At 69.6% G+C, this 11473-nt stretch carries 8 protein-coding genes; 3 read left to right on the forward strand and 5 right to left on the reverse strand.

What is annotated here, in order from left to right:
• Positions 1-236 precede the first annotated feature (236 nt).
• Positions 237-1586 carry a dicarboxylate/amino acid:cation symporter gene (locus ACLB90_RS06050; RefSeq protein WP_411852077.1) on the reverse strand — a complete coding sequence of 450 codons (1350 nt, stop codon included), beginning with the start codon at positions 1584-1586 and terminating at the stop codon, positions 237-239.
• Between the two features lie 260 nt (positions 1587-1846).
• Here ACLB90_RS06050 and ACLB90_RS06055 point away from each other — a divergent pair, with 260 nt between their 5' ends.
• Both ACLB90_RS06055 and ACLB90_RS06060 read left to right on the forward strand, forming a co-directional pair.
• Positions 1847-3016 carry an OprO/OprP family phosphate-selective porin gene (locus tag ACLB90_RS06055; RefSeq protein ID WP_411852078.1) on the forward strand — a complete coding sequence of 390 codons (1170 nt, stop codon included), beginning with the start codon at positions 1847-1849 and terminating at the stop codon, positions 3014-3016.
• A 59-nt stretch (positions 3017-3075) separates the two neighbouring features.
• On the forward strand, positions 3076-5727 hold the full coding sequence (locus ACLB90_RS06060) for a PAS-domain containing protein (protein WP_411852079.1): 2652 nt from the start codon (positions 3076-3078) through the stop codon (positions 5725-5727).
• Positions 5728-6223: 496 nt separating this feature from the next.
• On the opposite strand, the gene ACLB90_RS06065 is transcribed toward ACLB90_RS06060, so the two are convergent.
• The 4 genes from ACLB90_RS06065 to ACLB90_RS06080 form a co-directional block, all read right to left on the reverse strand.
• Positions 6224-6871 (reverse strand): LuxR C-terminal-related transcriptional regulator, encoded by a 648-nt coding sequence (locus ACLB90_RS06065; RefSeq protein ID WP_411852080.1) that lies wholly within the window; start codon positions 6869-6871, stop codon positions 6224-6226.
• A gap of 85 nt (positions 6872-6956) precedes the next feature.
• The gene (locus tag ACLB90_RS06070) at positions 6957-8012 is read right to left on the reverse strand and encodes an ABC transporter substrate-binding protein (protein WP_411852708.1); all 1056 of its coding nucleotides are present in this window, start codon (positions 8010-8012) and stop codon (positions 6957-6959) included.
• Positions 8012-9400, reverse strand: a complete 1389-nt coding sequence (locus tag ACLB90_RS06075) for a sensor histidine kinase N-terminal domain-containing protein (RefSeq protein WP_411852081.1) — start codon at positions 9398-9400, stop codon at positions 8012-8014. The genes ACLB90_RS06070 and ACLB90_RS06075 overlap by 1 nt, the downstream gene beginning before the upstream one ends.
• Positions 9390-10088 carry a response regulator gene (locus tag ACLB90_RS06080; protein WP_411852082.1) on the reverse strand — a complete coding sequence of 233 codons (699 nt, stop codon included), beginning with the start codon at positions 10086-10088 and terminating at the stop codon, positions 9390-9392. The genes ACLB90_RS06075 and ACLB90_RS06080 overlap by 11 nt, the downstream gene beginning before the upstream one ends.
• A 182-nt stretch (positions 10089-10270) precedes the next feature.
• On the opposite strand from ACLB90_RS06080, the gene ACLB90_RS06085 reads away from it, so the two are divergent.
• A complete protein-coding gene (locus tag ACLB90_RS06085; RefSeq protein ID WP_411852083.1) occupies positions 10271-11452 on the forward strand; it encodes an OprO/OprP family phosphate-selective porin in 1182 nt (393 codons plus the stop codon).
• Positions 11453-11473: the final 21 nt, after the last annotated feature.

An 11473-nucleotide genomic window follows, 5' to 3' on the forward strand; every position in this document is an offset into this window, starting at 1 on the left:
GGCGAGAGGAACAGGGGATCATACCCCCGTTGGCGTGGACGGACCTGTCGCTACGCTGTCGCGGTCATGCTGCAACCGCACATAATGCGGCGCCTCGCACGGGCCGTTCGCCGGCGTATGCAGGGCATCCTGCAATGCGCGGATGACAGCACGCATCGGGCCGTCAGAACAAAACATGGCCGCGCCGCCCCGGCAGGAACGGCACGGCCATGCACCACACAATCAGGCCGTCAGGCTCAGTGGGCCGGGGCCGGCAGCGTCGCCGGCAGGTCGTCGACGACCAGCGGCGGCAGCTCGGCCTCGCGGCCATCGAGCACCATCGCCAGACGGTCGCGGTCCAGGGCGTTCTCCCAGCGCGAGACCACCACGGTGGCCACCGCGTTGCCGATGAAGTTGGTCAGCGAGCGGCATTCGCTCATGAAACGGTCCACGCCGAGGATCAGCGCCATGCCGGCCACCGGTACCTCCGGCACCACCGCCAGCGTGGCGGCCAGGGTGATGAAGCCGGCGCCGGTGACGCCGGCAGCCCCCTTGGAGCTCAGCATCGCCACCAGCAGCAGGGCGATCTGGTGGCCCAGGGTCAGTTCGGTATTGGTGGCCTGGGCGATGAACAGCGCGGCCAGGGTCATGTAGATGTTGGTGCCGTCCAGGTTGAACGAGTAGCCGGTGGGAACCACCAGGCCCACCACGGACTTGCTGCAGCCGGCCTTTTCCATCTTCTCCATCAGCGACGGCAGGGCCGATTCCGACGAGGAGGTGCCCAGCACCAGCAGCAGTTCGGCCTTCAGGTAGCGGGCCAGCTTGAACACCGAGAACCCGCACAGGCGGCAGACCACGCCCAGGATCACCGCCACGAACAGGAAGGCGGTCAGGTAGAACGACCCGACCAGCCAGGCCAGGTTGACCAGCGAACCGACGCCGTACTTGCCGATCGTGAACGCGATCGCGCCGAACGCGCCGATCGGGGCGGCCTTCATCAGGATATGGACCAGGCGGAACACCGGGGCGGTCAGCGCCTCCAGGAAGGTCAGCACGGGGCGGCCCTTCTCGCCGGTCAGGGCCAGCGCGATGCCGAACAGCACCGCCACGAACAGCACCTGCAGGATGTTGCCTTCAACGAATGCGCTGACCAGGGTGGACGGGATGATGTCCATCGCAAAGCCGACCAGGGTCAGTTCGTGCGACTTCTCCACGTAGGTGTGGACCGCGGTCTGGTCCAGGTCGGCCGGGTTGATGTTCATGCCGGCGCCGGGCTGCACCACGTGCGCCACCACCATGCCCACCACCAGCGCCAGGGTGGAGAAGAACAGGAAGTAGGCCATCGACTTGGCGAACACCCGGCCCACGGTGCGCAGGTGGGTCATGCCCGCGATGCCGGTGACGATGGTGAGGAAGATCACCGGGGCGATGATCATCTTGACCAGCTTGATGAAGGCATCGCCCAGCGGCTTCAGCGATTCGGCGAAGGCCGGCTCGTAGTGGCCGAGGATCGCGCCCAGTACGATCGCCACCACCACCTGGAAGTACAGCTGGCGGTAGAACGGCAACGGCTTGGCCGCGAGCGGCGTGGAAGTGGGAACGTGCATGGGAAGCTCCGGCTGTGTCACGAAGGAGGCCGGCCGCAGCGGGCGGCATCGGGCGTGGCCTTTTTACGCCGCCGTCCGCGCCACGCAGATAACCTATTGGTACTAGCCCCCCGGTTCAGCTGCCGCTGCTGCCTACACTGCACCGGCACCGCGCCCCCACGGCGGCGGGTGGCCGTACCCCCCGGAGACCCCCTCCCCCACAGTTTTCCGGTCTGCGGCCGTTGTTGTTCTGCCCCATTCCCTCCAGATTGCCGATGCCCATGCGCCCGACTCCCCTGTTCCTTGCCCTGACCTGCCTGACCGCCGCGCCCGTGGCCGCCACCGCGGCGGACTGGGACAACTGGCCGACCAAGGTCGCCTTCAGCGACGGCACCGAGCTGGCCGCCACCGCCAACATCGCCTACGACCTCAACGACTTCTCCGGCGCCAGCGGCATCGAGGATGCCGACGCGGTACGGCGCAAGGAGTTCGGCGCGACCCTGAAAAAGAAGGGCGTCTACGACGCGATGGTCTATTACGACTTCCAGGCCGACACCTGGCTGGACGTGTTCGTGCGCGTTGAAAGCAAGGCGTTCATCGGCCGCGACATCGGCCGTTTCCGCTTCGGCTACATGAAGACCCCGGTTGGCCTGGATGCGGGCACCTCCTCGCGCGCCGGCAGCTTCCTGGAGACCGCCCTGCCCGTGCAGGCGTTCTACGAAGGCCGCCGCACCGGTGCCGAATGGGTGCTGGAGCGCCCGCAGTACCTGCTGCAGGCCGGCGCGTACGGCGGCAAGGACCTGCAGGGCGACAACCCGGGCACCACCCAGGCGGTGCGCGCGGTGTGGACCCCGGTCAAGGCAGCGGGTGATGTGATCCACCTGGGCCTGGCCTATTCGCAGGAAAACCCGCGCGGCTACCGTGACGGCCGCGATGTCCACCACGAGGCCAGCGCGCGCCTGCGCGCCCGCCCGGAAGCCGGCCTGACCGACATCCGCCTGGTCGATTCCGGTGCGCTGACCACCGCCGACCAGATCCGCCGCACCGGGCTGGAAGGCATCTGGATCCGCGGCCCGTTCTCGGTGCAGGCCGAAGCACTGCAGACCACGGTCACCCGCGACGGCAAGCCGGACTACACCGGCAATGGCCAGTACGCGATGGCCAGCTGGGTGCTCACCGGCGAATCGCGCCCGTACAGCGCCGGCGCCGTGGCCAACGTCAAGCCGGCCCACGATTACGGCGCGGTCGAACTGGTGGCGCGCTACAGCCGCCTGGACCTGGACGATGCCGATGTGTTCGGCGGCCGCCAGCACGACTGGACGCTGGGCGCCAACTGGTACCTCACCAGCCACTTCAAGTTCCAGGCCAACTACGTGAAGGCCGACGCCAGCCGTCGCGGCGTGCGCACCCAGCCGGAAATCTTCGAGCTGCGCGCACAGATGCACTTCTGATCGGCCTGCGCAGGCCGGGCGTGCACGCCGCGCCCGTCCTGCGACCGTAGACTGCCGCCATGTACTGGCTCGGCCGCCACCGCACCCTGCTGCTGACCCTGCTGCTGTTGATCGGCGGCACCGTGCTGTGCGCGGCCGCTGCCGGCCATTACGCCTGGCGGCGCGCGTTGAACGACGAGAGCGGCCAGGTGCAGCGCCAGCTCGCGCTGTACGGCCAGGGCCTGCAGCAGCGCGTCGACCGTTTCGGCACCCTGCCGCAGGTACTTGCGCTGGACCCGGACCTGCGCCGCGCGCTGCTGCAGCGTCCGGATGCCCCCGGTGCGCAGCGCCTCAACCTCAAGCTGCAGCGGGCCAACCAGGTCACCCGCGCGTCCACACTGACCCTGGTCGGGCACGACGGCGTCGCCGTGGCCGCCAGCAACTGGGACCAGGCCAGCAGCAACGTCGGCGAGGACTACAGCTACCGCCCCTACTACCGCCAGGCACTGGCCACCGGCCACGGCCGCTTCTACGGCATCGGCATGACCACCGGCGTGCCCGGCTACTACCTGTCGCAGGCGATCGAGGACAACGGCCGGCGCATCGGCGTGGTGGTGATCAAGATCGAACTGGCCGCGCTGGAGCAGGAATGGCTGTCCAGCCCCGACGTGGTGCTGGCCAGCGACGAACACGATGTGGTGTTCCTGGCCAACCGCGATGCGTGGCGCTATCGCCTGCTGCGCCCGCTGGGCGCGGCCGAACGCCGCGAGATGCTCGACAGCCGCCAGTACGCCGACCGCTCGCTGCAACCGCTGCGGGTGCGCACCGGCAGCGTGCTGGACGATGGTGGCCGCATGGTGCGCCTGCTCGATCCGGTGCTGCCGGGCGAGATGCTCTGGCAGACGCTTGCCCTGCCGGAGGAGCAGTGGAACCTGCACCTGCTGCATGATGCCGGCGCGGCCACCAGCGCCGGACGCAGCGCCGCCATCGGTGGCGGCGCGGCGTGGCTGGCACTGGGCTTCCTGGTGCTGTTCGTGCAGCAGCGGCGGCGCCTGGCCGCGCACCGCCAGCGCAGCCGGCGCGAGCTGGAAAGCGTGCTCAAGCAGCACGCACAGGAGCTGCGTACCGCCCAGGATGGCGTGCTGCAGGCCGCCCAGCAGGCCGACAGCGGGCTCAGCCGCAGCCTGGCGCACCTGCCGCAGGGCGTGGTGGTGATCGACAACGAACAGAAGCTGGTGGCGTGGAATGCCCGTTACCTGGAGCTGTTCCGGTTTCCGTCCGGCCTGATCCAGGTTGGCCGGCCGATCGAAGAGATCTTCCGCTTCAACGCGCGGCGCGGCCTGCTCGGCCCGGGGCCGATCGAAGACGCGATCGAGCGGCGTCTCAATCACCTGCGCAGCGGCCGCCCGCACATGCGCGAGAGCGAGAAGGACGACGGCACGGTATTGGAAATCCGCGGCAATCCGCTGCCCGATGGTGGCTTCGTCACCAGCTATGCGGACATCACCAGCTACAAGAACACCGCGCGCGAGCTGCGCTCGCTGGCCGATGCCCTGGAGCATCGCGTGGCCGAGCGCACCCGCGATCTCGACGAGGCGCGTCGTGAGGCCGAGCGCGCCAACCGCTACAAATCGCGTTTCGTGGCTTCGGCCGTGCACGACCTGCTGCAGCCGCTCAACGCGGCGCGCATGTTCGTGTCGGTACTGCGTGGCAAGCTGCAGGGCGATCCGCGCGCACTGAGCGAGCATGTCGATGCGGCACTGGCCGCGCAGGACGCCATCCTCAACAGCCTGCTGGACATCTCGCGGCTGGAATCGGGCACGCTGCAGACACGGGTGCAACCGTTCGCGCTGTCGCCGCTGCTGGAAACACTGGCCCGCGAGTTCGGCATCGCCGCCGACGCGCGCGGCCTGCGGTTGCGCTGGGTGGATACCCGTTCGGTGGTGGTGAGCGACGAGGCACTGCTGCGGCGCATCCTGCAGAACTTCCTGTCCAACGCGTTGCGCTATACCCCGCGCGGCCGGGTGCTGATCGGCTGTCGTCGGCACGGCGGGCAGTTGCGCATCGAGGTGCACGACCAAGGCCCGGGCATTCCGGAGAGCCTGCAGGGCGAGATCTTCGAGGAATTCCGCCGGTTGGATGACGGCGTGGACCAGGAGCGTGGCGCGGGACTCGGCCTGGCCATCGTGGAGCGCATCGGACGCCTGCTTGGCCATCGCATCGCGCTGCGCTCCACGCTGGGGCGCGGCAGCGTGTTCAGTGTGGAGGTCCCGCTCGGCGATGCCGCTGCCGTGGCGGACGCGATGCCCGCGCCGGCCCCGGTGGCCGCGCTCGACCCCGGTGACGACAGCCCGCTGCGCGGCTGCCGGGTGTGGAGCATCGACGACGACCCGCGCGTCTGCACGGCCACCCGCACCCTGCTGGAGCGCTGGGGCTGCCACGTGGACCTCGCCGATGGCCCACAGGCCGCGCTGGACGCGGCCACGCCCGACAGCGTGCCGCAGCTGGTGCTGCTGGACGTGCGCATGGGCGAGTTCGACGGCCCGACCCTGTACGAACGCCTCGCCGACGGCTGGAAGACCCGTCCCCCGGTGATTCTGGTGACCGCCGAACGCGATGAGACGCTCAGGGCCAGCGCCGCCGACAAGGGCTGGGGGTTCCTCGCCAAGCCGGTCCGCCCGCCAGCGCTGCGCGCGTTGATGACACAGCTGCTGGTGCGCCACCGCGGATAAAACCACCGCCCGTGTAGAGCCGACTTCTAGTCGGCTATGGCGCGCAGCGCGGGGGGTTTATCGGTGGCGGAGCGGAGAGCAGCCGGCCAGAGGCCGGCTCTACGAGGTCGGAAGCCGCTTGTGTAGAGCCGACTTCTAGTCGGCTATCGCGCGCAGCGCGGGGGGTTATCGGTGGCGGAGCGGAAAGCAGCCGGCCAGAGGCCGGCTCTACGGGTATAGGAAGCCGCCCGTGTAGAGCGGACTTCTAGTCGGCTATCGCGCGCAGCGCGGGGGTTCGGTGTGGCGGAGCGGAGAGCAGCCGGCCAGAGGCCGGCTCTACGGGTATAGGAAGCCGGCTACCGCGCGCAGAGCCGGATTTTCGGCTATCGGAAGCTGCCCTTGTAGAGCCGACTTCTAGTCGGCTATCGCGCGCAGCGCGGGGGGTCGCTGTTGCGGGGCGGAAAGCAGCCGGCCAGAGGCCGGCTCCACGAGGAAAGCAGCCGGCCAGAGGCCGGCTCTACAGGTCGGCGGCGTTGCCTTCCGGTTCCAGGGCCTTGACCAGCACGGCCGCCTGGGTGCGGCTGTGGCACTCGAGCTTCTTGAGGATGGCGGTGACGTGCACTTTGACGGTGTTTTCGGCCAGGCCGAGTTCGTACGCGATCTGCTTGTTGAGCAGGCCGTCGGCCAGGCTCAGCAGCACGCGGAACTGCTGCGGGGTGAGCTGGGCCAGGCGCGCGGCCAACAGGGCATCGGATTCAGAACGTTCGGCCGCCATTGCCGGGAACCACACGCCTCCGTCGAGCACCGCCGCCACGGCCTGGCCGATGGTTTCGGCCGGCGCCGATTTCGGAATGAACCCGGCGGCGCCGAACTGCTGCGCACGGCGGATCACACGCGGGTGGTCATTGGACGAGACGATCACCACCGGAATGTCCGGGTGCGCACCGCGTACATGCAGCAGCGAGGAAAACCCACGAGCCCCGGGCATGGTCAGGTCCAGCAGCACCAGTTCGATCTCCGGGTGCTGGTCCAGCGCGGCTTCGAGCGTGGCGGCGCTGGCCACTTCGATCACCTGTGCCTGCGGCAGCGACTGGCGCAGGGAATGGACGACCGCGGCGCGCAGCAGCGGGTGGTCGTCGGCAATCAGGACGGTCAATGCACTCATGCGGCCATTGTAGTGACCTTGGCGGTGCGCGGCGGTTGTCAGCGGTGCATGGCGGGCAGGTGGGAGTGCCGGGGACCGCCCGACGCTACGGGTCCTGCTGGAGCATGCTGCCACGCCAGGCGTCGAGGAACTGGCGGCGTTTGAGCCCGTCCAGGTACACCAGCAGCCCCGGGCCCAGCTGGATGGGCCGGTAGCTGCGTTCGGGCGAGCGCCCGCGCTGCTGCCCCTGCGCCGGCAGGATCGGCATCAACCGCGCCTCGCGCGAGAGCACCTGCTGCCCACGCGGCGAGAGCAGGTAGTCGAGGAAGCGGCGCGCCTCCTCGGCATGGCGGGCGCTGCGCGGAATCACCGCCGTGCGCAGCACCACCAGCGTGTAATCCTCCGGCTCGACGATGCCCAGGGGCGCGCCCGCATCGATGCGCGCCTGCGCATACGAGCCCAGCACGTTGTAGACCAGCGACAGCTCGCCCCGGCTGACCTTGTCCAGCAGCACGCCGGTGCGCTCCTCCAGCTGCACCTGGTTGTCGCCCAGTGCGCCCAGCAGCGCGCCAGCCATGCTGCCACGCTGGCCATCCTGGGTGGCCAGGAGGTAGCCGACGCTGCTGCGCTGCACGTCGTAGGTGCCGACCCGGCGCAGCAGCGGTGCGTCCGGGGCGCGCAGCAGCTCCAGCAGCTGGCGGCGTGTGCGCGGGACCCGGGCCGCCGGCAGCGCGCGGGTGTTGTAGACAATGGCAACCGGCTCGTAGCTGATGCCGAATGCCTCGTGCCGCCATTGCGCCCAGCCGGGCAGCGCATCGGTCTGCGGCGACCGGTGCGCCAGCGCGTAACCGTCGTTGACCAGCTTGGTCTGCAGGTCCATGCCCGAGCTGATCAGCATGTCCGGTGCGGCCGGGCCGGTGCGATCGCGCAGGTAGCGCGCGTACATGTCCTGGGTGATGACGTCCTCGTAGACGATCTCGGTACTCGGATGCAGCCGCTGGTAATCGGCGATCACCGTGGCGAACACTTCGATGTCGGTCGAGCCGTGGATGCGCAGCTGGGCCGTGGGCATGCCCTGCGCGGGGAAGCGCTGGACATCGCCCGGCGCGGCGTTGGCGACGCCGCAGTACAGGGCCAGCAGGAGCAACAGGCAACGCCGCATCATGGGTGCATCCTCGGCAGGCGGATGGTGGCGATGAGGCCACCGCCTCCCACGCGGTTGGACAGGTCGATGCGTCCGCCGTGGCTGTCCACGACGCGCTTGACGATTGCCAGGCCCAGCCCGGCACCGCCTGCAGGTGCGCCCTCGCCGCGGGCGAACCGCTCGAACACGCGCTCCGCATCGGCCGCAGCGATGCCCGGGCCGTGGTCGGCCACGGTCAGCACGCAGTGCTCGGCTGTTTCGGTGAGCGCGATCTGCAGGGCGCCATCGCCGCCGTATTTGAGCGCATTGTCGATCAGGTTCTTGATCGCCTCGCGCAGCAGCAGCGCATCGCCGTTGACCCAGGCCGGCGCCGGGCTCACTGCGAGCTGCACGCGCGGTGCAGGCAACGCCTGCGGCAGCGCTTCATGCAGGGCCTGGTGCACGGTCTCGGCCAGGTCCACCGCCGCGAAGCGCTGCAGGTTGGCGCGATGGATCACGCTGGCATCGCTGAGCAGCTGGTTGAGCAGCCGGCTCATGTGGGTGGCATTGCGCTCGATCGCCTGCAGGCTGCGCCGCATGTCTTCCGGGTCCTCGTCGTCCAGCGCCAGCTGCGCCTGCGCACGCAGCGCGGCCAAGGGCGTGCGCATCTGGTGCGCCGCCTCTGCCATGAAGGCGCGCAGGGTCTCGTTGCTGCTCGACAGGCGCCCCATGAAGTGGTTCAACGCGCCCACCATCCTGTCCATTTCGCGCGGCACCGCCGCATCCAAGGGTTTCAGGTCGGACGGCTCGCGGCGCGCCAGTTCGCGCTCCACCCGCACCAGCGGGCGCAGTGCGCGGTGCACCCCGATGCCGACCAGCGCCAGCGACAGCAGCGACAGCACCACGATCGCCACCAGCGCGCGGGTCACCATGTCCTGGGCCAGCACTTCGCGCGCGCGGCGGGTCTGCCCCACCTGCACACGCACCTCGCCCTGCGCCGACGGCGAGGACACCCGCCGCGACACCACCACAAAGCGCACCATCTCGCCGCTGTAAGGCGCATCGAACAGCTGCGCACGGTCACTGGGCGCGCGCGGCGGCGCCGGCAGGTCGCCGTAGCCGGTAACGGTATGATCGTGGGCGTCGGAGACGCGGTAGAACACGCGGTCTTCCGGGGCCATCGCAAGCAGGTCAAGCGCGGCGTAGGGCAGGTCCACCTGCCACTGCGCCTCCACCAGCGCCACCGAATCGATGATCGACAGCGCCGAGGACACCAGCAGGTGATCGTAGGAACGGTTGGCCGCACGCTGGCCGTAGTCGCGCGCGCCGAACAGCAGGGCCACCGCGAACAGCGCCATCAGGCCGCCCAGGTACAGCCACAGGGTGTGCCGGATCGAGGTTGGCGTGGCGACGGGCTCAGGGGCCATCGTCGGCCTCTGCCGGCCCCGCGTCGGCCACTTCCAGCAGGTAGCCGCTGCCGCGCACGGTGACGATGCGCAGCGGCGCGTCGGCGAGCTTGCGGCGCAGGCGCCCCACGTACAGTTCGATGGCATTGGGGCCGGCCTCGTCGTCGAAGCCGAACAGCCCGTTGCCGATCTCGTCCTTGCCCACCACCTGCCCGAGCCGGCCCATCAGGATCTCCAGCAGGCGGAACTCGCGGTTGGGCAGGTCGATGGGCTGTCCGTCCAGGCTGACCCGGTGCGCGGCGTTGTCGAACTGGAACCCGCCGATCTGCACGACCTCGCTGGCCTGGCCGCGCGCGCGCCGCAGCAGCACGCGGCAGCGCGCCTCGAACTCGCGGAAATCGAACGGTTTGCCCAGGTAGTCGTCGGCCCCCACGTCCAGCGCCTGCACGCGGTCTTCGATGCCATCGCGCGCGGTGAGCATGAGCACCGGGGTGCTGTCGCCGCGCTCGCGCATGCCGGCCAGCACGCGCAATCCATCGAGCTTGGGCAGGCCGATGTCGAGCACCACCAGGTCGAAACGCTGGTAGCGCAGCACGCTGGCCGCGGCCAGCCCGTCGCTCTGCCAGTCCACGGCATGGCCGCTGCGGCGCATGCGACGGACGATCGCATCGGCCAGGTCCGGGTTGTCTTCCACCAGCAGGATGCGCATCGGTCGGGATCGGGAACGGTGCGCGAATGCTAGCGCGTACGGCCGCCATCGTGCGACGCGCTGCAGCGCAGCAAACGCTGACAGGTGGATGACAGCTTCCCGGCACTAGGCTGCGCGCTCGCATCGCCGAGTGCCGGTGTGCCTGTCGTCACCTCTACGCAAACGTGTACCTGGGAGGGTCCGTGGAACTGAATTCGCTGCGCTGGCGCGCGCCTGTTGCCTGCACCCTGCTGTTGCTGGGCGCCCCCACCTGGGCCGCCGACGGCAGCGACGACGACCGCCCGGTCACCGCCAGCGTCGGCGGCCGCCTGCACCTGGACTTCGCCGACTTCAACAACGACGGCCGCGGGACACCGAACAAGGATGACACCGAGATCCGCCGGGCGTGGATGGACGTTTCCGGGCGCTTCTTCGCCGTGGACTACAAGCTGGAAGCCGACTTCTCCGGCGACCGCGTCGAGGCCAAGGACGTGTACGTCAGCCGCGACTTCAGCGGCGGCAAGCTGACCGTGGGGCAGTTCAAGCAGTTCTTCTCGCTCGACGACCGCACCAGCTCCAACTACGGCACGTTCCTGGAGCGCGGCAACGCCGGCACCACCCTGGCGCCGCTGTACCGGCTGGGTGCCTCCTGGCAGGCAGCCAAAGGCGACATGACCTGGGCCGCCAGCGCCTACAGCCTGGAAAGCATCGACGCCTGGCAGGTCAAGGGCCGCGCGGCTGGCGGCCGGGTCACCTGGGCACCCGGCGCCACCGCCGGCGACGTCCTGCACCTGGGCCTGTCGCTGGCCCACGAACGCTACGACAACCCCGGCGCCAACGGCGTGCCGGGGCTGAAGATCCGCCCGCGCCCGGCCGGCCATCTCTCCGACAACAGCCGCCTGACCCTGGTCGACTTCTCGGCCGGTCGCGACACCGACGTCAACAAGTGGTCGATGGAATACGCGCAGGTGCGCGGCCCGCTGTCGTGGCAGGGCGAGTTCAGCGGCGCCACCTTCGACGACGGCAGCCAGCGCGGCCGTGTGATGGCCGGCTACGGCCTGGTGAGCTGGTTCGTTACCGGCGAATCGCGCGCCTATGACCGCAAGACCGGTCGCTTCGCACGGGTCAAGGACCTGCGCCACAAGGCCGGCGCGTTCGAGCTGGCGCTGCGCTACGACCAGATGCGCGGCGACCAGCACCTGATCGGCCAGCCGGACCTGATCGATGCGCGCACCGAGGCCTGGACGCTCGGCGGCAACTGGTACATGCGCCCGAACCTGCGCTTCATGCTCAACCTGATCGAAAGCCGCAACCGTGACCGCCTCGCCGACGCCACCGTGGACCGCACCCGCGCGGTCACCGGCCGCCTGCAGTTCGATTTCTAACCCCACCCCCACGTTGCAAGG

Source organism: Stenotrophomonas sp. LGBM10 (assembly GCF_046736075.1).
Lineage (GTDB): Bacteria > Pseudomonadota > Gammaproteobacteria > Xanthomonadales > Xanthomonadaceae > Stenotrophomonas.

Excerpts from the sequence above, each read along its gene's own strand:
- ACLB90_RS06050 (WP_411852077.1), bottom strand. The coding sequence starts at position 1,586 with ATGCACGTTCCCACTTCCACGCCGCTCGCGGCCAAGCCGTTGCCGTTC.
- ACLB90_RS06075 (WP_411852081.1), bottom strand. The coding sequence starts at position 9,400 with ATGGCCCCTGAGCCCGTCGCCACGCCAACCTCGATCCGGCACACCCTG.
- ACLB90_RS06060 (WP_411852079.1), top strand. The coding sequence starts at position 3,076 with ATGTACTGGCTCGGCCGCCACCGCACCCTGCTGCTGACCCTGCTGCTG.
- ACLB90_RS06080 (WP_411852082.1), bottom strand. The coding sequence starts at position 10,088 with ATGCGCATCCTGCTGGTGGAAGACAACCCGGACCTGGCCGATGCGATC.
- ACLB90_RS06055 (WP_411852078.1), top strand. The coding sequence starts at position 1,847 with ATGCGCCCGACTCCCCTGTTCCTTGCCCTGACCTGCCTGACCGCCGCG.
- ACLB90_RS06070 (WP_411852708.1), bottom strand. The coding sequence starts at position 8,012 with ATGCGGCGTTGCCTGTTGCTCCTGCTGGCCCTGTACTGCGGCGTCGCC.
- ACLB90_RS06065 (WP_411852080.1), bottom strand. The coding sequence starts at position 6,871 with ATGAGTGCATTGACCGTCCTGATTGCCGACGACCACCCGCTGCTGCGC.